Below are 20,854 nucleotides of genomic sequence, written 5' to 3'. Positions count from 1 at the left end.
GATTAAAAAAAAGAAATCGCAAAGACATTTCTATTTCTGTCTTGAAAAAGTAGTATTAATACAACAAACGTGTTTATTTATTAATTTAAAGATAACCTTGACGCAAAAAGCATTGGCTTTTCATTTTATTATTTTACGATATTAAAAAGCCTGTAATTATAATATGAATAATCCTGAAATTTTTGAACAAACGTATAATCAATATTGGAAAAAGCTCAATGCGTTTTCTTATACGATGACTCAGGATAAAGACTTGGCGCAGAACATCGTTCAAGATGTTTTTGTGGATTTATGGGAAAGAAAAGAAGAGCTGAATATTAATGCGATTGAACCTTTTTTGTTTCGCGCGGTTAAGAATCAGGTTTTCAAACATTATCAGAACAATCGTTTTGATAAGACGATTCTGGAAGAAAAATTCGAAGACTACATTATTGACAATTTTTCGACAATTGATCCAGAAGTGATGGATCTGCTTTATGCTGCATTAGATAAACTTCCGGAGAAAAGAAAAGAAGTTTTGCTGATGTATAAATTTCAAGACATGACAATCGATCAGATTGCAGAGGAGCTTGGAATTTCGAAACAAACCGTAAAAAATCAGATTTCATCTGCGGTAAAACAACTTCGCGAAGGCTTAAAAGACTTGGCTTGGCTGGCGCCATTCATTATTTTCAATCAACAATTTTAAAATAACTTTCGCTTGATGTTTTCATAATATTTGGCGATAGTACGATTTCGAGATTCTGGTACTTATTCATAACAATAAGTATTTATGATAAAAAGAATCAAACATAGTTTAGAGTATTTGCTAGATAAAAGTTCGCGAGGAAAAACTTCATCAGCAGAAGAAAATTTATTACATGATTTTGCTTTCAGCGAATATCAAAAATCAAAGTGGGATAATGATTTTATGGGAAATCCAGAAATCGAATCTCAAAACATGTACGATGAAATTCAGTTAAGAATTGGAAAGAAGAAATCTTTCCGTCCTTATTTAAAATATATAGCTGCTGCCAGCATTCTTTTTCTGCTTGGTTTAGGATTTTTCTTGAGACCAAATGTTTTAAACCAAAAACAAATCACATTTAAAACGTCATCGATTCCCAAATCTATCCAATTAAGTGACGGTTCGAAAATTTATCTGGCAGCAAACTCATCATTTCAGTATCCTGAAAAATTTGTAGGCGATCAAAGAACAGTTTCTTTAGTAAAAGGAAACGCGTTTTTTGAAGTCGCCAAAGACAAAAAACATCCTTTCATTATTCATTCTGGCGAAATACAGACAAGAGTTGTGGGAACTTCATTTCACATTCAATTATCAAAATTAAACTGTAAGGTAATTGTAGTAACCGGAAAAGTAAATGTGTCTGGAAAAGGGCAGAGTGTTGATTTAGTACCGAATCAGGAAGCTTTATTTGAAGGTAAAAAATTAACCAAACAATTGGCCGATAAAGCATTTTTGGTGAATTGGTATAATGAAGATGTTACGCTAAATCAAACTACTTTAAAACAAGTAATCACCATTTTACAATATAAATACGGAGTTTCTTTTGAGTATAATAATAAACACGTATTAGCAATGCCGTTAACGGTATTCATTAAGAAGGACGCGACATTAGAAAATGTTTTGGAACAAATAAATTATATCACAAACCTAAAATTCAAAGTCTATGGCGAAATAGTAAAAGTGGATTAAAAACAAAAAAAGCAGTTGCGGGAACAACTGCCATTAATAAATTAAGCATCGTAAAAACAATTACTTAAATCATGTATTTTAAACCTTCTTATTTAAATCTAAAGAGTTTTGTCTTTTTAGTTCTAGCTTTACTTGCCTTTCAGAGCGGTTATAGTAAAACTTTATTAAAAGAGTCAAAAATAGCAAATAAAATAGAAAAAGCGACTCTTGTCTCTATTTTTTCAAAATTAACACAGCAGACCGATTACAAATTCAGTTACGGACAAGCCATAATTGCTGATAATACAGCTTATACAGTAAATTATAATACAGAGTCTATTACTGCTATTTTGAATGATCTTTCTAAAAAAGCCAATTTCAATTATAACATTAATGGTAAATTAATTTTAATTCAAAAAACAGCTAAGCCAAAAGCAGTAAATACCAAAGCTATTGAGAGAATTAAAATAAAAGGAAAAGTCGTTGACGAAAATAAATTGCCTATTCCTGGTGCATCTGTAATAGAAACGAGCACTTCAAACTCAACAGTGACGGATTTTGACGGTGTTTTTGAACTTACTGTAGGAGAAGGAAAAACAATCGATATTTCGTATGTAGGATATAAATCTAAAACGGTTCCTGCACAGAGCGGTTTTATGACAATTCAGTTAGAGCCAGCTACTGCAGAATTAAATGAAGTTTTGGTTGTTGGTTACGGAAAACAATCTAAAAAAGACGTTACGGGAGCAGTTACGCAATTGGAAGCGGCTAACTTTAAACAAGGAGTAAGCATTTCGCCAGATAATTTAATTCAAGGAAAAGTTGCGGGTGTTCGTGTGGTTAGTACAAGCGGTGAGCCAGGAGCAGGAGTAAACGTAACCATTAGAGGTGTTGGATCTATTAGAAGCGGAAGTACGCCTTTGTTTGTTGTTGACGGAATTCCATTGTCTAATGACGATGTGAGCCCATCTGGAACGAATGTTGGTTTTGGTAGTTCGCAAGCTAAAAACCCTTTAAACTTTTTGAATAATAGTGATATCGAATCGATTACAGTTTTGAAAGATGCATCTGCTTCTGCAATTTATGGAGCAAGAGGGTCTAACGGAGTTGTTTTGGTAACGACTAAAAAAGGAGCAAAAGGAGATGGAACTCTAACTTTTGATTCGTCTTTAGGAATTTCTACTGTAGCAAACAAATTGGATGTTTTGAGTGCAGGACAATACAGAAATGCAATTAAAGATAAAGCTTTTGACCATGGCGGTAATACAGATTGGCAAGATGTTATTTTTAGAGAAGCTATTACAAAAAGCAATTCGCTAGCATTTTCTAAACAGACAGAATCAGGAAATTACTATGCTTCTGTATCACAATTAGATCAAGAAGGTATTATTAGAAATAGCAATTTTAAGCGTTTGACGGGAAGAATTAATGCTGCTGAGTCATTTCTAGACAATAAACGTTTAAAATTAAAATTTAATCTTACGGCTAGTGAAACCAAAGACGATGGTGTTCCTACAAGTGATGACGGAGGTTCTAACGGACAATTGCTGGTACATACCTTAATGGCAAACCCAACCAGATCGGTTTTTGATGCAAATGGAAATTATACCAATTTTAATATGAATGCGCATTACAACCCAGCGTATTTGTTAAGCATTTATACCGATCAGACTCGTACTTTGAGAGTTTTAGGAAACTTTGAAACTTCTTTTAGAATCGTGAACGGATTAGAGTATAAATTGAACCTTGGTATCGATCGTTCGATGTCAGAGAGAAATACTACTATTTTTCCAAACTTAACAGATTTGAATCCGAAAGGGAAATATGTTCAGAATAATTTAGATTCTAAAAACTCTTTGGTAGAGCATTATCTGACGTACAATTTAAATTTGGATAAGCATAAAATTGAAGCTTTAGGAGGTTTTTCATATCAGAAATTTGAAAGATCGGGAACAAGTTTCAGTATCGACGGAATTTCAAACCAAGGTGAAGGTGTTCCTCCTTCAATAAATCCAGGTTTTAAAGGTACTCAATCTGGAACAACAGGTTATGCGCAGGAAAATGAATTGCAGTCTTATTTTGGAAGATTAAATTATGGTTTTGATAACAGATATCTTTTAACAGCTTCTATGAGAGGTGACGGATCCACTCGTTTTGGTAAAAACAACAAATACGGTTATTTCCCATCATTTGCTTTAGGATGGAATATTGCTAACGAAAGTTTCTTAAAAGAATCTTCTACTTTAAACAACTTAAAACTTAGAGCGAGTTGGGGACAGACAGGAAACCAAGAGGTTGAAAATAAAATTACGCAGGCAAGTTATTCATTGTCTGGAGCTGATGGATATTATTTATATGACGATTTAAATCTAGTAAACGGAGTTTCTGTAAATAGAACACCAAATCCTGATTTGAAATGGGAGGTTGTGACGCAATTTAACGTAGGTTTAGATTTCAATTTATGGAATGACAAATTGTACGGAACATTAGATTATTTCAATAAAACCACTACTGATGCGATTCTGAATGTTCCTTCTCAAGCTTTGAGTCCAACCACTACTATCTGGACCAATATTGACGGTAAAATTATCAATAAAGGAATCGAGTTTATGTTGGGTTCAAAAATAGTTGATACTAAGAATTTTTCTTGGAACATTGACATGAACGGCGCAACATTGAATAATAAAATTGAAGATCTTCCAGTTTCAGAAATCTTAACGGGAACAATCTCAGGACCTGGACAATCTGGAGTAAATGCAAATATTTATAAAAGCGGATATGCAGCTGGATCATTCTATTTGTTGGAACACATTGGTTTTGATGCAAATGGAGGAAATATCTTTAAAGATCAGAACGGAGACGGTGTAATTGATAATAGTGATAGAGTCATTATTGAAGGAGCACTTCCAACTTTCTACTACGGATTTAATAGTGATATGAGATATAAAAGCTTTACGTTTTCTTTCTCTATCATCGGGCAAACAGGTGGTTATTTATTAAATAATACAGGTTTAAATGCATTAAACATAAACAATTTAGCATCAGACCGTAACGTGGCAACAGGTTATTATGAGTCTGGAGCAAATGCTGCAAACTCACCAATCTTGTCAACTCTTTTCTTAGAAAAATCAGATTTTATTAGATTAAATACAGCTCGTATTGGTTACAATTTTGACTTGAAAGGATTAAACTGGATCAACGGATTAACGCTTTACATAACAGGTCAGAACTTAATTACGATTACAAACTATACAGGTTACGATCCGTTAATTAACAGTCCGAAATCAAACGGAGGAAATCAATCTATTGGTATCGATTATGCAAGTTATCCAACTTCTAGAACATTCAGTTTTGGAGCAACTTTAAAACTATAATTATTATGAAGACAAATACAATTTTTAATATAAAAACATTAGCAATATTTTCTTTTATATGGCTTTTTGCAAGCTGTACTAACCTTGACGAAGTTGTTTTAGATGAGGTTTTAGGAGAAGATGCTTCAAACCCTGCTGGAGCTCTTGCGGCTGCTTACGACCGTTTAGGAGACGGAACGTTCGTAGATCATGGAGGAATTTTTTCTTTGCAGGAATACACGACAGACGAAGCAATTTTGCCAACTCGAGGAAGTGACTGGGGAGATGGCGGAAAATGGAGAGATATGCATGAGTTTACATGGAAATCTGATAATGCTGTTGTAGTGGATAATTGGAACAAATTGACAAACGGAATTACACGTTCGTTAACTGCAATTCAATCAGTCGAAGAAAGTTCAATTCCGGAGAAGAAATTGTTTTTAGCGGAAGCGAAAGGACTTTTAGCGTATTATTTGTACACCACATTAGATTTATACGGACAAGCGCCTTACAGAGATCCGATGAACCCAAATGCGCCTTTACAGATTTTAAAAGCCGATACGCAAATCGATCAATTGATAAAAGACGTTGAAGCTCTTCTGCCAGATTTAGCAGAAATGGGAACACAGCAAACGCATCACGGAAGATTTACAAGAGAAGCAGCTTATGGATTCTTAGCAACTATGTATTTGAATCGTGCGGTTTTTAAAGATCGTTTTAATGCGTCTTCAAGTTTTAATTTTACTGAAGCTGCCGCAACGGGTACAGGAACAGATATGGATCGTGTAATTTATTATACTTCACTATTGATTGATTCAGGAAAGTATTCTTTAGAAAGTGATTATTTCAAAAACTTCGCAAGAGACAATGATAAAGGAAAAGAGTTGATTTTTGCTATTTCTCAAAAGATAGATTACATCAGAAACGGTTCTAACAGTTTTGCTTATGTATGTATGGAGCGTAACCAGAGAACATCTGCAGCCAATAGAGGAACAAATGCGGCTTGTACAACTCCTGAGTTTTTTGCCACATGGGATGGAAATCATGACGATCCGAGATTTCAACAGAAATACCAATATTCTGACGGAACTTGGTTTAAAAACGACGGAACAGATGTAAGCGTTCCAGCAACAGATATTGTTCCTAAAAGTGCTAATTTACCTTGGTTCCACTTTAATAGAGGAATTGAATTTGGACCGCAATACGGACCAATCTTATTGTCATCTGGTTCTTTGGAAATGGTTAACGGACGCATTAAAGTTTCTCCGTTATACATGGAAAAAAGCACAACTACAAGAATGGATTTTACGCCTTCTTTGACTTTCAAAAATCCTGCACAGGCAGTTTTTGCTCAGAACGAAATCAATCAGGGAGCTCGTATTTTTAAATATGAATTTGATCCAGAAGGAGGAAACGGAAACAGTAATGTTGATATTCCTTTGTTCCGTTTAGGAGGAATTTATACCATGAGAGCCGAAGCTTATTTCAGAAAAGGAAATACGGGTCAGGCAATGGATGATTTAAATAAATTGCGTACAAGCAGAAAAAGAGAATCTCTCTACGGAAGCACACCAGGAAAAGCTTTGACTGCAATCGATCAGACTGTTTTATATAACGAAATTGGTTTCGAATTATACTGGGAATTATACAGAAGGCCACAAATGATCCGTTTCGGGAAATTTGATCTTCCAGGAACAGCAAAACCAGCTTCAGAGCCATACAGAAGAGTTTTCCCAATTCCGCAGTCCACTATCGATGTAACTAAGGAATTCCAACAAAATCAAGGATACAATTAAGTTTGTGTGTTAGTTTATTTTTTATTTTTTTTCAAAAAGCCTGTTTTAAAAAAGCAGGCTTTTTCTTTTAAAGACGCTAAGGTTCTGAGATACTAAGATGCTAAGTTTTTTTTAAATCTAGAGATGCACTGCAGTGCATCGAACATAAAGTATATAAATCTTAGCATCTTAGTATCTCAGAACCTTAGCATCTTAAAAAAATATAATAAACGAATAGTTAAATGTAAGTGTTATCTGATTGATAATGAGTATATTTGAGTATGTGTTGAACATTCTTAAAATGTTTAAAAATGAACAGTATTAAATAACTCAAAATGAATAAAAATCATGATACATCAAATTGACACGACAGATAATATTGTTGCCTTTAGAGCATTGGCAGAAGTAACAAAAGAAGATTTTTTGACTACAGTAACTCCAGCGGTTGAGCATTTGGTAAAACAAGTCAATGAAATTAATTTTTTATTGGTCTTAGATACAGACATTAAAAATTTTACACCCGGCGCATGGCTAGAAGATGGACTTTTAGGACTTAAGCATTTAGGAAAATGGAATAGAGCTGCAATTGTTACCGATACAGAAGAAATTATCTCCTTTACAAACGGATTTAGCTATATTGTTCCAGGGGAGTTTCGTGGTTATAAAAAGGCTGATTTTAATAAAGCATTAAATTGGGTTGAAGGAAATATTTCTTAATCTATCTTCCCAAAAAATAAAAAAGAGCGCTTATAAAGTAATAAGCGCTCTTTTTTATGATAGTTTATTTAAACGTTTAATGATTGTATTCGATACCGCTGCTTGCCTGCGCATCAATTTTTTCTTTAGATACTTGACTGTATTTTTTATAACAAGCCGATGCTAAAATTGGTAACGCAAGACCGCCTACAACAGCACCTACTTTTTTATGCCCCGTTTGTTTTAAAACTGCCGCTGCAAGAAGAGCACCGACACCAGCACAAACCATTTGTTTTACTGACAGATTTAACGGTTTACTTTCAGGTTTAATTCCGTGTAATAATGGGTCTATAAAATTCAAATTCTCCATAATGCCAATTAATTTTAATTATACTTATTTGTTATTTTTAATTTTTACTGTTTTCAGTGTCAGTTTCACTCTCAATTTTCTCAATTTCGACCTTTTCTTTTTTTATAGCTTGGCGCAATAGAGCAAAAAGACTCATATAAACATTTGCCATAAAAACTAGAGAAAACCCTGCCAAAATATATCCTCTCCAATCATTTAACAAAAGTTTATAATCGCAAATAATCAGAAAGGCAATTGTAACATAATGGCTAAAGCAATATTCACAGGTGAGGAGATAGAAAAACTTTCTTGACAGTATAAATTTGTCATTTTTAGAATGTCTGACACACCATTCATGCGGTTCTCTAAAAATCTCTTCATGTGTGACAGTCCAGCTGATGCAGGCAATCGGAATTGCTAATACAAAAAGCCAGACAATTTGAACTGCTATAGACATAAATTAATGCTTTTACAATTTACGATAATTTTTGCTATTCTCTAGGATGGTTTTCAGGATAATGTTCTGCGTCAAAATCATCCAATTCTTCATCCTTATCCAAATCTTCCTCTTTTTCACGATCTTTTTCGTAATCTAAATCCGGATCATAGTCATCGTTTAGGTCATCTTCTGTGCCGTCGTTTGTAATGGCATCATCTTCATTGATGATTCTTTCCTGATTCGGAATGTTTTCTGAACGAATAGTAGTATTGGGTTCAAAATCGCCTTTTAGATGCGTAGGATCTTCAATAAACTCTTCCTGATATTGATACGGATCTTCATCTCGTGCATAATTATCATTATCAACTAGCGTATTTTGTTCGTAATGATCGGGATCGCTTTCGCCAAATTCTCGTTCATCATGTTTCAGAACTTGTTTAAATTCATCTTCATTAGAATAAGAACCATCTACAAGTGTGTTTTGTTCGATATAATCAGGATCAAATTGACCATAATCATGGTTATGTTGCTTTTCCATAATAGTGTTTTTTTGATTTGTTATTTATTTCCAATATTGAATCTTCACGATGAAGACCTTCCTAAATCTTTTACAGTTTTCACTGTAATCCGTGTCTGTAGCTTTTCTTTAAATAACCTATTTTCGGCTTTTAATTTTTTCTGGCTTGTACTTTTATAAAGTCACTAAGAAAAGCTGTATTTACAAAATTACCCTGTAAATAGATCAAAAACCTTATAGAAAAAAACATTATAGTTGCATAATTAACAGTTATTTATATTATAAATGTTGTAAGAAATTATGTAAGGCACTTGTGTTTAAACAATCTACATTTGAAATGAGATTAATGTGCAATTAAATTTAAATCAATATGGCATCAGATAAGGTAACAGCATGTTGTAAGGCTTTAATAGAAAAGAATTTAACAATAGCATTTGCAGAAAGCGCTTCGGCAGGAAAAATGTGTTATGAATTTTCCACAGTTTTTAATTCCGGAAGAATTCTTATAGGAGGAATGGTTTGTTATCATTCGTCTATGAAAGAAGATTTGCTTCATATTCCGTGGGGAACAATTGAACAATATAGTGCCGAATCTGCAGAAGTTACCAAGTTAATGGCTCAGAACTTTTACCGTTACATTAATTCGGATATCTGTGTGGGTTTAACGGGATTAACTACACCTGGCGGAAGCGAAAGCGAGTCTAAACCTGTTGGAACTATTTTTATCCATATCATTTTTGGCGAAATACAAATTGCCAAACGTTTTGAGTTTAAAGGAAATCCAGAAGAGATTATTAATCAGGCAATAGATGTTGTAGCCGATTTGATTTTGAGGGAAATTTAATAAACCAATCAAACGTCCCTACGGGACGACAACTACTTAAACATTTTTTTTTCTACCGATGAGATGTTCCTAGCGGAACATTTTTTTTATGATAATGGATTGAAATTTTTAAAATTTCTTGATTTATAAGATTCGAAGAATGTTCCTTACGGAACATTTTTTAGTCTTAAACTAACACTCATATGACTTTTAGTAGCTATCCGAAAAAATAGAATGTTTAAAATTTATATCACTAAGAGAAAAAATGTTCCGCTAGGAACATCTCATCGGTAGAACTTTTAATGATGGATTATTTTTTTCGTTCCGTAGGAACGTTTGGTAGGTTATGGCAAACACATACACACAATTGCATATACAATTTGTATTTGCAGTAAAATACAGAAAAGCATTAATTGCAAAAGATTGGAAAGACAAATTACATCAATATATTACGGGTATAATTCAAGCCAATAATCATAAAATGTTATGTATTAATAGCATGCCAGATCATATACATATTTTTATTGGGATGCGTCCTACACAATCTATTTCTGCATTAGTCCAAAATATAAAAACAGAAACTAGCAAATGGATTAAAGATGAAAAATTGGCTTCTGATTTTTCATGGCAAGAAGGTTATGGCGCTTTTTCATATTCAAGAAGCCATGTGCCGAATGTCATTCGGTACATTCAAAATCAAGAACAGCATCATAAAAAAGAAACGTTTTTAGAAGAATACCAGAAACAGCTGATAGCTTTTGAAGTAGAATTTGATAATCAATACATTTTTAAAGAACCAATTTTATAACGTCAAACGAACGTTCAGATGAGGTGACCCAAAACGCGCATGTTTGTATATATTACGACCCATATGTTCCATCGGAACATTTCATCGGTAGAAAATTAACAATCATTCATTTTTTACGTTCCGTAGGAACGTTTGATAAATTGAGATTAATTTAAAATGATAATCAATCAAACGTCCCTACGGGACGAAACGAACCATCTATTTATTTTTTTTTCTACCAACCAAATGTTCCGATGGAACATGATTTCAATATTCTTTTATTTATTTTTTAATATATAACGAACCATTTTTAATTGTCTTTTTATCCAACAAATCTTGCTGATATAATTTCTCTAAAATAGAACTAGCTTCAGAAGTCGATTTATCCAAAATTACAGCATACTCTTTTGGAGCTAATGTTGGGAAAATTTCAAACAAATCTAGTGGAGTTTCATTTTTAATGGTTTTCTTTTTTGCATCGGGAAATAATGCTAATAAAGCATTTTCATAGGCAGCATAAGGTTTAGAACCGTAAACCGTTAATTGGTTATTATCAGCATCGGCTAAAAATAAGGTTGGGAAACCTCGTACTCCAAGCGTTTTGGCTAAATTTAAATCTTCTTGAAAAAGCTTTTTGGCATCTCCATCATAATCGGTTTTTAGTTTTTTAACATCCAAACCGGCAATTTTTGCTGCTTCTGCTATGTTTTTCCATTTGGCGATGTTCTTTTTATCGAGATAAAGCTTTTCGCGAAGAATACGCATAAAAGAAACCGCTTTTGTTTTACTCTGCATTTGAGCCGCTTTCATAGCAATGCAAGAAGGATAAGAAGAATCTAACGGGTCTTCAATCCAAACATTTCCGTCAATAGGCATTTCGTAATATAAACTCGCTTCATCCCAATGATGCGCAACGTCAGAAGGTTTGCTTATTCCGCCACTGTTATAACTCCAATCGGGTAATAAGCCGCCCATTCGGTAATCAATTTCAAAATAATCGCCATATTCAAGTTTTAATTTTCTAAGCTGAGGTTCAATTCCCCAGCAAGAAGAACAAATAGGATCGGTATAATAAATAATTTTTACAGGTTTATTTTCCGTTGGAATAGCCGTTTTTTCATTCGATTTTTCGCCAACAGGCATCTCGCACATTCCGCTAACAGGATCACACAGTAGCGGATTTGTTTTGTCTTCACTCATTTTTGAATTTGTTTGTGACTGGCAGCTGGCACTGCAAATCAAGATTAATAGTAGCGACAGTATTTTCATAGAAATTTTTAAAATGACTCCCGAGTTTTTTAACTTACTGCAAAGTTCAGCCGAATATCATCGCCAGTCAATTAGTCAAAAAAAAGTGACTAGAAAAAAAACAATTTTTACGAATTGTCTATTCTTCTAAAAAAAATAAACTTCTAGTATTAAGTAGTTGCAATCTTACACTGTTTTTGTGTATTTTCACATTTGATTAAATCTACAGCCAAAATGAATTACATTCAAAAAATTAAACGCCTCTTCAATTTGTCTGAAAATGAAAACTACGGATTTTCAGAAAATCAAATCCTCGATCTTGAGAAAACATTAGAGATTAAACTTCCCTCACAACTCAAAGAATACTATTTGAAATTAGGGAAAGAAGAAAATCTTAATTACAGTTTTAACAGACTTTTGAAACCTGAAAATGAAATCGGATTTTCAGATGATAATTTTCTGGTTTTTTACGAAGAAAATCAAAATGTAGCTTTTTGGGGAATTAAAAAGGAAGATTTATCAGAGGAGAATCCTCCAGTTTACGGCAATTACGATACAATCGAAAAATCAGACTGGGAAATTGAAACTGAAATAACGGAGAACTTTTTTCTACTAATGGCAGTTTTCAACGGTACATTGGGCGGACTTCAATTTAATGGAAATCATTTTGGAGAAATTGATTTGGAAATTGTAAAGTTGATTGAAGAAAATTATGCACTTGTTCCTGAAATCAGTAGAGAAAACCAAAAGGTATATACAGATGATTTTTATGCTGTAATCAGTTTGTCATTCGATCAAGAAAAAAATTGTACGGGAGCTTTTATTGGATCAAGCAATCAAGAACGGTTTGATGCCATTCTGGAGAATATTGATATCGATTGGTCATATCTTTCGTATGATGATGAAGATGCTTATGAAGATGATGAAACAGAATAAATATGTGGTTCAGTAAATTTACTTTTTTCGATAAACAATCGGCTTTAACAGAATCAGTTTCAGAAGATTTCTTTACCAAATTATTTTCAAAAGATGAGTTTGACAATTTTCCTGATATCGAGAGTTTGTATCCAAATGGTAGAGATCCAAAATATTTCCCTATTCCTCAACAGCTAAGGCTTCCGAAAGAATATATCGAACTTTTGCAGTATTCAAACGGTGGTGGAATTATAAATGGCGAACGTGAATTTGGCTTTTTTTCGTTAGAAGAAATTCGCCAGATGTATATAAATTACGGATTTCCAATTTGGGCGCCGGCATTTCTTCCAATAGCTTTTAATGGTGGAGGGAAGTTTTATGCTTATGATCTCAGAGAAAACGAGGGTTTCCCGATAATTCTCATTCCTGCTGGAAATCTTGGATATGATGATGACTGTTGGGTGTTTTTAGGAAACTCGCTAGAAGAAATCTTGAATAAAAACACAAATGTAGAAGATGAGCTGGATGTGCTTTATCCTGAAAAAGAACTATCAGAAAATGAGATTCGATACAGAGAACTCCGCCTTGAATTAAAGGAACTAGAAGACAATAAATCAAAAGGAAAAATGGATTTAAAAACTTTTCTGCTTTCGAAAAAACGAATCGAAACGGATTTAAAGAAATTATAAGAAAAACGAATAAAATATAATGAGAGAATTAAACTATTTAGTAAAAATAGATGGCAACGAAGCGCTTTTAGAAAAATTCATTGAAGCGATTGATAACAATACAGTTACAATTGATAAATCGTATCCAAATCCTTATGTATTAGATTCGGGTGAAAAATTTCTATTATCATCCATAATTGAATATTTTTTCCAGACCAGACCTTTCTCAAAAGAATTTTATATTTCATTTGTCGAAAAACTTAGAAAACTTACTGGATTTGATAGTTACCGTTATACATTAGGATTGCAAGCAGACGAATTGGTTTTTAATAGTTTTGAAAGAGTAAAAAAAGGCAAATACAAGATTTTTATACCCAAAACAACAGAAGAGATTCCAGAACCCATATTGACGGAAGAGCAAAAAGAACTTTTAAGTTTTATATGCTATATTGCTGTTTCTCATATTAAATACGGTCCAAGTTATGCCACAGTTACTGCAAATGAGTATTTTAATGTTGTAACAGAATTGGGGTCTGACGAAGTAGCTCAACTAAAGCAAAACGGAACAGGAAAACTTCCAAAAGAATTGAGTGCACATAAAGACAGTGATCTAACAGCTAAAGCCAATGATGTTTTTGCAACAATAAATATAAAACTGATTACAGAAACAGAAAAAAGCTATAGAAAAGCATTACACTTTGTAAATAATCTTCTGAAGACCGATTTTCCTAAAAGCTATGAAATCGCATTTTCATCTAAAAAACAAAGAGTTGCTTCCAATAAAAGGACTTCCAAAATGCGGACAGAACTATCTCTTTGCAGGAGCTGTTCAATATTCGAACCTTCACAAGGATATTTTAGAATATATTAATCTGGCTAAAAAAGAATACGAATGGTACAACAATCTTGAAGACGAGAATTGTGCGATGCCATCGACTTTTGCTGTTTTTGCTTTAGGATTACAAAAAGAAAAATATTTTGATACGCTAATTGAGTATTATAAAACAGTAGATGGCGAACATCAGTCTCTTCAGGTCAAATTTACGCCTGTATTTTTGGAGAAGTTCGGCATAACCGAAAAATCTATAAAAGTCTTTATCAATGCTGTTTTATCCATGCAGGAACATCCGCATAATAAGACTTTCATTTCTCATTTTTCAAATGAGAATAGCTTGAAATTATTGTTGGATAGCAAGGAGAATTTCATTTCGTATTATTTTACTGAAGAAGATTTAAATGAATATTCAAATAGTGGAGATAATCCTCAGGAAATGGCAGATTATTGTTGGGAAAGCATTATGTATACGATTTTTGGGCAAAGTAAAGATTTTGCTAAAATTGCCAGACAATTATCAGACGAACAAAAAATACTATTTGAAAAGTTGTTTTAAATAATTTCAGTAGTTTATAACCTGAGATCAAACGAAAAAGTAGTTAGAAATATTTGCAGTATAGATATAATACTCAAAAAGGAAATAAGATTAATATGAAAATGTACATTTTAGTAAAACAGGACGTTCCAGACAAATTGGTTCCGGTAATAACTGCCCACGCATCTTTGGCTTGTTTTAGAAAATTTGAGCAAAACGAAAATATGCAGAAATGGGTAAACGGAATATTTAAAAAAGTGGTCTGCGTGGTTTCTGAAACAGAATTTATAAATGCAGGAAAAGAACCGGACCATATTATTTTAACCGAGTCGGCATTAGATAACCGAGAAGTTTGTATAGCATTTGTACCACGGGAAGAATACTCTAAAATATTTAAATTTTTTAGAATGTGGACACCTCAAGATAATTTGTAATTATGAATACAACAATACAAATCGAAGAACTCAGCCATAATACCTTTTTCTGGAAGTATTATTTCTGCTGGTCACGAGGTTTTGATGAGAAAGAAGAAGTAAATATTGATGAAGCTCTAGAAGTTGTAGAAATTAATGAAACAGAAGCTTATGAATGGGAAAGTATATTTTTTAATTATGATGATATAGAAGAAAATCCAAGACATGTTGCAGGCAGAATAAATGATAATTTAAATTTTGCAGTTGAGTTTGCCGAATATGAAATCAATTTTTTTCTGAATGATATTTACATAGGAAATTTAGGAGGACATTTTGAAGCTTGGTTTTTTACTTTGGATGAATTATTGGCTTTTGAAAAATATCCTAATTTGTTTCTTCTTTTTCTTCCAATGACAGGAATAAAAGAAAATGAAAAAGCTGTTTTAAAACCAATAATGGTAAAACATTTAAATGCAATTCCGAAGTTTGATGCACATTCCAATTATATTGCAGATTGCCTCCTAAACGGATTAATTATGCAATCTCCATTTGAAGAAATAGAAGAAATTGGTTTGACAAATAATCAAAATCATAGCGTGAGGAATGTGACAGCATACCCGCGTTATCAGGAAGATGTAATAGAGCTGAACAAAATTCTAAAATAATACCTTTAAACTTAGCGCCTTAGTATCTCAGCATCTTAGAATCTTAAAAAGTACATTAAATTTTCATTAACAAAATCTAATTAAGCATTAGTTTATATTTGTAAGAAACAAATTAAATTTAAGATCAAAAGGTCTATGAAAAATAAACTTTTAAAAATTTCTTTTCTTCTGTTTCTGCTTTTTTCCGTAAAAGGATACAATCAGAACGTAAAGCTTTTAAATATAAATCAGCTCAACGAAAGAATTAAAAACGGAAAAGACAGCACTTATGTAGTCAATTTTTGGGCAACTTGGTGCGCACCATGTATAAAAGAATTGCCACATTTCGAGAAATTGGGAGCAGAACATAAATCAGAGAAAGTAGCTGTTTTATTGGTAAGCTTAGATTTTAAATCCAAATTGCAATCGAATGTAATTCCGTTTGTGAAAAGGAAAAATTTAAAGAATGAAGTCTTTCTTTTAAACGAAAGTAATCCACAAGAGTTTATTGATAGAATTGATCCGAGCTGGTCTGGAAGTATTCCAGCTACGCTTTTTATTAAAAATGATAAAAGAAAATTTGTTGAAAGCGAATTTACCTACGAACAATTATTAACTGAATATAAAAAACTGTAAACCATTATGAAAAAAATAATCTTATTACTAGCATTAGCATTTTCTGCTTTTCTATCTCATGCACAAAATGCTGTAACACTTAAAGCGGGCGATGCAGCTCCAGATTTCAAACTGAAAAATGTGGACAACAAAGACGTTTCTTTTGGATCTTTTAAAGATGCAAAAGGATATATTGTTGTTTTTACGTGTAACACTTGTCCCTATGCTATTGGATATGAGCAGAGAATTATTGATTTAGATAAAAAATTCAAATCTCAAGGATATCCTGTAATTGCAATCAATCCAAATGATCCCGAGGCTTCTAATGCAGATACTTTTGCAAAAATGCAGGATTTGGCCAAAGAGAAAAAATATTCTTTCCCATATTTATTTGATCCAGGACAAAAAATCACTGATGAATATGGTGCAAAACGTACGCCTCACATCTTTATCGTTTCTAAAACTTCAAAAGGAAATGTGGTAGAATATGTTGGAGCAATCGACAATGATCCAGAAGGAAATAATCCGCAGAAAATAAAATATGCAGAAGATGTAATTGCATCACTTAAAAGCGGTCAAAAACCAGCAATTACACAAACTAAAGAAATTGGCTGTACAGTAAAAAGAAAAGCAAAAGCTTAATTGTTTTGTTTCAAGTTTCATGTTTTATTCCGTTGCGTTTAACCTGAAACCTGAAACTTGAAACCTGAAACAAAAAAAAACATAAAATACAAACGCCCCAAATATGGGGCGTTTTTTTGGCATGTATGGTGAACAAGTTTACTTTCTATTTTTTATCAATTTTGTAAAGTCTTCCTTGATCGGTAACGGCGTATAATGCTTCATCTTTTCCTTGCGTAATATCTCTAAATCTTTGACCTTGTCCTGCTAATATTCTTTCTTCACCCGCTACTTTATTGTCTTTAAAAGCTAAACGTATAATATGCATGCCGCTCAATGAACCAATAAAAAGGTTATTTTGCCATTCTGGAATACGGTTTCCGGCGTAGAAAGTCATACCACTTGGTGACACTACAGGATCCCAATAATAGACCGGTTGCTCCATTCCAGTTTGTTGTGTAATACCTTCTCCAATTTTCGTACCACTATATTCAATTCCGTAAGTAATTGTTGGCCAGCCGTAATTTGCTCCAGCTGTAATTCGGTTAATTTCATCACCACCTCTTGGGCCGTGTTCACTTTGCCATAAGTCACCCGTTGTTGGATGAACAGCCAAGCCCTGCGGATTTCTATGACCAATAGTATAAAGTTCTGGCAAAGCCCCCGTTTGTGTAAAAGATGGATTTCCTGGTGCTGCTTGTCCGCTTGTTGTAATGCGTACAATTTTACCCAAACTGCTCGTTACAGCTTGCGCCAACGGACGAGTTTGTAAAACAGATCTTTCTCCAATACTTACAAATAAATTTCCAGTTTTGTCAAATACAATGCGGCTTCCGTAATGCAGCGTGCTTGCGTTTGGCGTATTCGAACGATAAATAACTGTTACGTTTTCAATTGCAGTTTCATTATCAGATATTTTTCCTTTCGCGACAGCGGTAATATTTCCCCCAGCAACAACTTCAGAAAAAGCCCAATAAATCATTCGGTTAGTGGCATATGCTGGATCTAGGCAAATACCTAATAATCCGCCTTGATCTGCAGGATTTACAGCAGGAACACCTGTTAATGCCTCACCAATAACTCCTGCTTGGGTTACAATTTTAATTTTTCCTGCTTTTTCGGTTACCAAAAGACGTCCGTCAGGAAGATACGCAACTCCCCAAGGAGCGCTTAAACCGCTGGTGATTATTTTAGCTTCATATTCTGTGGTAGTTTGAATACTTCCTGCTCGTGTTTGTCCAGAAAATGCGGGCTGATAAGTAGTGTTGGCTGTACCCGTTTCTACAGGTGGGCCAGTTGGTCCTGGGTCGGTGCCTGGATCAGTATTGTCATTATTCGAACAGCTGCCAAAAACAAGAATGGTGGCCAGAAGGAAAATACTTTTTTGAATTATCATAATGCTTTCATTTTAATGGTTAAAAAATAATTTTTGCATTATCGAACATTTCGAAAAAGAGGTAGAGATTCGTTAATTTGAAATGGTCAGTTTCGAACGAAATTCTCGGTTCTATTTTCAATTAAGAATGCCTAAATGCTTATGCCATTTTATATGAAGCAGAAGAATTTCAAAAACAGAAATTAAACTTCTTTTGGAAAAAGCATTTAGTGGGACATGCCTAATTGGAACGGAAAATTGTGACAAAATATTGCCAGTACGAATTGTATTGTTTTTTTCTTAGCAGAAATTTAACATTCAAAACTTCAATAAAAATAGGGCTGAAGTCTTATTTTTAAAGAGAATTTTAAAGACTCTTTAATTTTTTCATGAAGACCGGAAAAACTTCATTTAATTCTTCAAAAAGAGGATTTTTGCGGTTTTTTAATTTGATTTCGCTAAATAATTTTAACCCTAAAGCAAATTGAACTGCTTCAGATTCGTTTGCGAAAATGTTCTTAGATTTTATTCTTTCGATAATTCCGAAGATTTCGTCGTGATTATCAAATTCGATTCCGAGTTCTTTTGCTGGTTCGGTCTCACCATTTGAATATTCCTTAAGGCTTAAAGTAAGATAATATTTGTTTGATCTTTTTTCCATGATATTTGTAATTCTAATTTTATTTTAGCCACTTTTCGACCAATGTTTTAAAAGCTTCTTTGTATTGTTCGCCGACTGTGATTTCTATTTTATCTATAAAAATGGAGTTTTTACTAATAGCACTTATTTTGTCAAGCGAAACAATAAACGAACGATGAACACGCATAAATTTTGATGATGGAAGTTTTTCTTCTAATGCTTTAAGCGAAATAAGAGACATTAAAGCTTTTTGAGAATCTTCAAGATGTACTTTTACGTAATCTTTTAAACTTTCGATGTAAGTGATGTCTTTTAGAGAAATTCTAACCCATTGGTATTCTACTTTCAGGAAGATAAATTCGTCATCTGCAGCAATTGTTGTAAAGGTATTATTGGCTTCTTCGGTTAATTGCAAAACTTTGCTTGAAGCACGTAGAAATTCTTCGTAACTGAAAGGTTTTAAAAGATAATCTACAGCGTTTACGCGATAGCCTTCAATTGCATAATGATTGTAAGCTGTTGTAAAAACGATTTTAGGCAGTGGTCCAGCTTGATCTTGAAGAAGTCTTGCTAATTCCATTCCAGTCAAATTAGGCATATTAATGTCTAAGAAAACCAAATCGGGTTTTGTTTCTCTAATGATGCCCATTGCGTCTACAGCATTATCGCAAGTTGTTATTAATTCTAAAAAAGGAGTCTGCTGTATAAACGTTTCTACCAGTTTTAAAGCCAATGGTTCATCATCTACTGCTATACATTTTAATACGGTCATTGCTCTAAAGTTATTTTGAGTTTAATGTTATATGTTCCGTGATCGGTAACTCCAAAAGATATATAATGCTGATTTGGATAAATCAATTGCAATCTGCGTTTGGTGTTGGTTAAACCAATTCCGCCTTCATCTGAAACCGATGTTTTTTCGAAAAAAGTATTTTCTACTTCAAATTCTAGATGTGTATTATTTTGCGAAAGTTTAATGTGTATTTCACTTTTATCGGTTGCATGAACACCGTGTTTAAACGCATTTTCTACTAAAGGTAGTAATAACATCGGAACAATTGGATAATCGTGCAGTTTTTCGGGGATTTCTGTGGTAATAGTCAATTTGCTATTGGCACGAAGTTTCATCAAAGCGATAAAATCTTTTAAGAATTCTACTTCTTTAAGCAATGTAGTTCGTTCGCCTTCTGTGCTGTAAAGCAAGTAACGCATCATTCGGCTTAAAGTATGTAGCGCATTTCTAGAATCTTCGATATCAGTATAAGTCAAGGAATAAATGCTATTCAAAGAGTTAAAGAAAAAATGCGGATTAATTTGCGCTTTCAGCATGGCCAATTCTGCCATTGTTTTGTCTTGTTCCAGTTTCTGTTTATGCTGTGCTGCTTTTTGCCAATGCGTTAGCATTGCCCAACTGGTGCTTATTCCTAAAACCAATAATGTCAAAGTAAATACGTAATTATCAAAATACGGATTTTTATATTTTTTAAAGCCGATAGCCTTGCTAATTTGAGTATGAAGATCGGTTTGTGAGGTATAAAAATAGGCAATTAATTGCATGGCAATAATCGCAGCAAATGCCCAAATTAAAAATGCCGAAGTATTGTCTTTAATGATGGTTTTTGGAACTATTTTTTTTGCCGTAGAATAAAAAAGAATCATTAATAAAAACAATATAATACTCTGCCAAAGCCAGAATGCTTGCGGAAGCACAACATTCCAAGTCAGTGGAATATAAAACAGCATAAGATACCCTAATAGAGACCAGCCAAGAATGTGTAGTCCAGTAAATAAATAAGGTCTAAAAAAGTTCGGTGCCATTATAATTTGTGATTTTTAGGGCAATATTACATTTTATTTGAATATGAAAATCGGGCAATCGCTAAACCCCGATTTAGAGTCTCTAAAAAGCATTTTAGAGCCGACGGGATAAA

The 20,854-nt window shown here is 33.3% G+C and carries 23 protein-coding genes; 15 read left to right on the top strand and 8 right to left on the bottom strand.

Annotated features, from left to right (window positions below):
* Positions 1–163 precede the first annotated feature (163 nt).
* From QLQ95_RS23260 to QLQ95_RS23240, 5 genes are all read left to right on the top strand, one after another.
* Entirely contained in the window at positions 164–688 is a 525-nt protein-coding gene (locus tag QLQ95_RS23260; RefSeq protein WP_482501916.1) for an RNA polymerase sigma-70 factor, read from the top strand.
* Positions 689–772: 84 nt separating this feature from the next.
* Positions 773–1,696, top strand: coding sequence for a FecR family protein (locus QLQ95_RS23255; RefSeq protein ID WP_482501915.1), 924 nt, complete (start codon positions 773–775; stop codon positions 1,694–1,696).
* A 71-nt stretch (positions 1,697–1,767) separates the two neighbouring features.
* The gene (locus tag QLQ95_RS23250) at positions 1,768–5,049 is read left to right on the top strand and encodes a SusC/RagA family TonB-linked outer membrane protein (protein WP_482501914.1); all 3,282 of its coding nucleotides are present in this window, start codon (positions 1,768–1,770) and stop codon (positions 5,047–5,049) included.
* Positions 5,050–5,054: 5 nt separating this feature from the next.
* The gene (locus QLQ95_RS23245) at positions 5,055–6,824 is read left to right on the top strand and encodes a RagB/SusD family nutrient uptake outer membrane protein (RefSeq protein ID WP_482501913.1); all 1,770 of its coding nucleotides are present in this window, start codon (positions 5,055–5,057) and stop codon (positions 6,822–6,824) included.
* A gap of 327 nt (positions 6,825–7,151) precedes the next feature.
* Entirely contained in the window at positions 7,152–7,520 is a 369-nt protein-coding gene (locus QLQ95_RS23240) for a SpoIIAA family protein (RefSeq protein ID WP_095930732.1), read from the top strand.
* Positions 7,521–7,596: 76 nt separating this feature from the next.
* Here QLQ95_RS23240 and QLQ95_RS23235 read toward each other — a convergent pair whose 3' ends face one another.
* From QLQ95_RS23235 to QLQ95_RS23225, 3 genes are read right to left on the bottom strand one after another with little or no spacing between them, the layout of a single operon-like run.
* Positions 7,597–7,869 carry a hypothetical protein gene (locus QLQ95_RS23235; RefSeq protein WP_095930731.1) on the bottom strand — a complete coding sequence of 91 codons (273 nt, stop codon included), beginning with the start codon at positions 7,867–7,869 and terminating at the stop codon, positions 7,597–7,599.
* Between the two features lie 37 nt (positions 7,870–7,906).
* Positions 7,907–8,305, bottom strand: a complete 399-nt coding sequence (locus tag QLQ95_RS23230) for a hypothetical protein (RefSeq protein ID WP_320493775.1) — start codon at positions 8,303–8,305, stop codon at positions 7,907–7,909.
* 34 nt (positions 8,306–8,339) lie between these two features.
* Positions 8,340–8,825 carry a hypothetical protein gene (locus QLQ95_RS23225; RefSeq protein ID WP_482501912.1) on the bottom strand — a complete coding sequence of 162 codons (486 nt, stop codon included), beginning with the start codon at positions 8,823–8,825 and terminating at the stop codon, positions 8,340–8,342.
* 349 nt (positions 8,826–9,174) lie between these two features.
* Between QLQ95_RS23225 and QLQ95_RS23220 the strand changes: the two genes are divergently transcribed.
* Both QLQ95_RS23220 and tnpA read left to right on the top strand, forming a co-directional pair.
* Positions 9,175–9,648 (top strand): CinA family protein, encoded by a 474-nt coding sequence (locus QLQ95_RS23220; RefSeq protein WP_320493777.1) that lies wholly within the window; start codon positions 9,175–9,177, stop codon positions 9,646–9,648.
* Between the two features lie 325 nt (positions 9,649–9,973).
* Positions 9,974–10,435, top strand: a complete 462-nt coding sequence (gene tnpA / locus QLQ95_RS23215; protein WP_482501911.1) for an IS200/IS605 family transposase — start codon at positions 9,974–9,976, stop codon at positions 10,433–10,435.
* A 261-nt stretch (positions 10,436–10,696) separates the two neighbouring features.
* Here tnpA and QLQ95_RS23210 read toward each other — a convergent pair whose 3' ends face one another.
* Positions 10,697–11,614 (bottom strand): DsbA family protein, encoded by a 918-nt coding sequence (locus QLQ95_RS23210; protein ID WP_482501910.1) that lies wholly within the window; start codon positions 11,612–11,614, stop codon positions 10,697–10,699.
* A gap of 282 nt (positions 11,615–11,896) precedes the next feature.
* Between QLQ95_RS23210 and QLQ95_RS23205 the strand changes: the two genes are divergently transcribed.
* From QLQ95_RS23205 to QLQ95_RS23170, 8 genes are all read left to right on the top strand, one after another.
* Complete coding sequence (locus tag QLQ95_RS23205; protein WP_095930726.1) at positions 11,897–12,598, top strand: hypothetical protein; 702 nt, start codon at positions 11,897–11,899, stop codon at positions 12,596–12,598.
* A gap of 2 nt (positions 12,599–12,600) precedes the next feature.
* Entirely contained in the window at positions 12,601–13,266 is a 666-nt protein-coding gene (locus QLQ95_RS23200; protein WP_095930725.1) for an SMI1/KNR4 family protein, read from the top strand.
* A gap of 19 nt (positions 13,267–13,285) precedes the next feature.
* The gene (locus tag QLQ95_RS23195; RefSeq protein WP_482501909.1) at positions 13,286–14,116 is read left to right on the top strand and encodes a DUF6138 family protein; all 831 of its coding nucleotides are present in this window, start codon (positions 13,286–13,288) and stop codon (positions 14,114–14,116) included.
* The gene (locus QLQ95_RS23190) at positions 14,016–14,636 is read left to right on the top strand and encodes a DUF6138 family protein (RefSeq protein WP_482501908.1); all 621 of its coding nucleotides are present in this window, start codon (positions 14,016–14,018) and stop codon (positions 14,634–14,636) included. Before QLQ95_RS23195 ends, QLQ95_RS23190 begins: the two co-directional genes overlap by 101 nt.
* A gap of 95 nt (positions 14,637–14,731) precedes the next feature.
* Positions 14,732–15,049 (top strand): aminoacyl-tRNA hydrolase, encoded by a 318-nt coding sequence (locus QLQ95_RS23185; protein WP_095930824.1) that lies wholly within the window; start codon positions 14,732–14,734, stop codon positions 15,047–15,049.
* A gap of 2 nt (positions 15,050–15,051) precedes the next feature.
* Entirely contained in the window at positions 15,052–15,693 is a 642-nt protein-coding gene (locus QLQ95_RS23180; protein WP_095930723.1) for an Imm19 family immunity protein, read from the top strand.
* Positions 15,694–15,828: 135 nt separating this feature from the next.
* Positions 15,829–16,308 (top strand): TlpA disulfide reductase family protein, encoded by a 480-nt coding sequence (locus QLQ95_RS23175; RefSeq protein ID WP_095930722.1) that lies wholly within the window; start codon positions 15,829–15,831, stop codon positions 16,306–16,308.
* A gap of 6 nt (positions 16,309–16,314) precedes the next feature.
* On the top strand, positions 16,315–16,929 hold the full coding sequence (locus QLQ95_RS23170; RefSeq protein ID WP_095930721.1) for a thioredoxin family protein: 615 nt from the start codon (positions 16,315–16,317) through the stop codon (positions 16,927–16,929).
* A 145-nt stretch (positions 16,930–17,074) separates the two neighbouring features.
* Here the strand turns inward: QLQ95_RS23170 and QLQ95_RS23165 are convergent, their stop codons facing one another.
* From QLQ95_RS23165 to QLQ95_RS23150, 4 genes are all read right to left on the bottom strand, one after another.
* Positions 17,075–18,304: a PQQ-dependent sugar dehydrogenase gene (locus QLQ95_RS23165; protein ID WP_095930720.1), complete on the bottom strand. Its 1,230-nt coding sequence runs from the start codon at positions 18,302–18,304 to the stop codon at positions 17,075–17,077.
* Between the two features lie 346 nt (positions 18,305–18,650).
* Positions 18,651–18,944, bottom strand: coding sequence for a DUF3861 domain-containing protein (locus tag QLQ95_RS23160; protein WP_095930719.1), 294 nt, complete (start codon positions 18,942–18,944; stop codon positions 18,651–18,653).
* 19 nt (positions 18,945–18,963) lie between these two features.
* Positions 18,964–19,695 (bottom strand): LytR/AlgR family response regulator transcription factor, encoded by a 732-nt coding sequence (locus tag QLQ95_RS23155; RefSeq protein ID WP_095930718.1) that lies wholly within the window; start codon positions 19,693–19,695, stop codon positions 18,964–18,966.
* Complete coding sequence (locus QLQ95_RS23150; RefSeq protein ID WP_095930717.1) at positions 19,692–20,741, bottom strand: sensor histidine kinase; 1,050 nt, start codon at positions 20,739–20,741, stop codon at positions 19,692–19,694. Before QLQ95_RS23150 ends, QLQ95_RS23155 begins: the two co-directional genes overlap by 4 nt.
* Positions 20,742–20,854: the final 113 nt, after the last annotated feature.

The organism is Flavobacterium sp. B330r (assembly GCF_056824325.1).
This window is presented reverse-complemented; position numbering and strand designations above follow the sequence as displayed.

Excerpts from the sequence above, each read along its gene's own strand:
- QLQ95_RS23220 (WP_320493777.1), top strand. The coding sequence starts at position 9,175 with ATGGCATCAGATAAGGTAACAGCATGTTGTAAGGCTTTAATAGAAAAG.
- QLQ95_RS23160 (WP_095930719.1), bottom strand. The coding sequence starts at position 18,944 with ATGGAAAAAAGATCAAACAAATATTATCTTACTTTAAGCCTTAAGGAA.
- QLQ95_RS23170 (WP_095930721.1), top strand. The coding sequence starts at position 16,315 with ATGAAAAAAATAATCTTATTACTAGCATTAGCATTTTCTGCTTTTCTA.
- QLQ95_RS23250 (WP_482501914.1), top strand. The coding sequence starts at position 1,768 with ATGTATTTTAAACCTTCTTATTTAAATCTAAAGAGTTTTGTCTTTTTA.
- QLQ95_RS23155 (WP_095930718.1), bottom strand. The coding sequence starts at position 19,695 with ATGACCGTATTAAAATGTATAGCAGTAGATGATGAACCATTGGCTTTA.
- QLQ95_RS23185 (WP_095930824.1), top strand. The coding sequence starts at position 14,732 with ATGAAAATGTACATTTTAGTAAAACAGGACGTTCCAGACAAATTGGTT.
- QLQ95_RS23200 (WP_095930725.1), top strand. The coding sequence starts at position 12,601 with ATGTGGTTCAGTAAATTTACTTTTTTCGATAAACAATCGGCTTTAACA.
- QLQ95_RS23165 (WP_095930720.1), bottom strand. The coding sequence starts at position 18,304 with ATGATAATTCAAAAAAGTATTTTCCTTCTGGCCACCATTCTTGTTTTT.
- QLQ95_RS23230 (WP_320493775.1), bottom strand. The coding sequence starts at position 8,305 with ATGTCTATAGCAGTTCAAATTGTCTGGCTTTTTGTATTAGCAATTCCG.
- QLQ95_RS23245 (WP_482501913.1), top strand. The coding sequence starts at position 5,055 with ATGAAGACAAATACAATTTTTAATATAAAAACATTAGCAATATTTTCT.
- QLQ95_RS23255 (WP_482501915.1), top strand. The coding sequence starts at position 773 with ATGATAAAAAGAATCAAACATAGTTTAGAGTATTTGCTAGATAAAAGT.
- QLQ95_RS23240 (WP_095930732.1), top strand. The coding sequence starts at position 7,152 with ATGATACATCAAATTGACACGACAGATAATATTGTTGCCTTTAGAGCA.
- QLQ95_RS23175 (WP_095930722.1), top strand. The coding sequence starts at position 15,829 with ATGAAAAATAAACTTTTAAAAATTTCTTTTCTTCTGTTTCTGCTTTTT.
- QLQ95_RS23150 (WP_095930717.1), bottom strand. The coding sequence starts at position 20,741 with ATGGCACCGAACTTTTTTAGACCTTATTTATTTACTGGACTACACATT.
- QLQ95_RS23180 (WP_095930723.1), top strand. The coding sequence starts at position 15,052 with ATGAATACAACAATACAAATCGAAGAACTCAGCCATAATACCTTTTTC.
- QLQ95_RS23205 (WP_095930726.1), top strand. The coding sequence starts at position 11,897 with ATGAATTACATTCAAAAAATTAAACGCCTCTTCAATTTGTCTGAAAAT.
- QLQ95_RS23210 (WP_482501910.1), bottom strand. The coding sequence starts at position 11,614 with ATGAGTGAAGACAAAACAAATCCGCTACTGTGTGATCCTGTTAGCGGA.
- tnpA (WP_482501911.1), top strand. The coding sequence starts at position 9,974 with ATGGCAAACACATACACACAATTGCATATACAATTTGTATTTGCAGTA.
- QLQ95_RS23225 (WP_482501912.1), bottom strand. The coding sequence starts at position 8,825 with ATGGAAAAGCAACATAACCATGATTATGGTCAATTTGATCCTGATTAT.
- QLQ95_RS23195 (WP_482501909.1), top strand. The coding sequence starts at position 13,286 with ATGAGAGAATTAAACTATTTAGTAAAAATAGATGGCAACGAAGCGCTT.
- QLQ95_RS23260 (WP_482501916.1), top strand. The coding sequence starts at position 164 with ATGAATAATCCTGAAATTTTTGAACAAACGTATAATCAATATTGGAAA.
- QLQ95_RS23235 (WP_095930731.1), bottom strand. The coding sequence starts at position 7,869 with ATGGAGAATTTGAATTTTATAGACCCATTATTACACGGAATTAAACCT.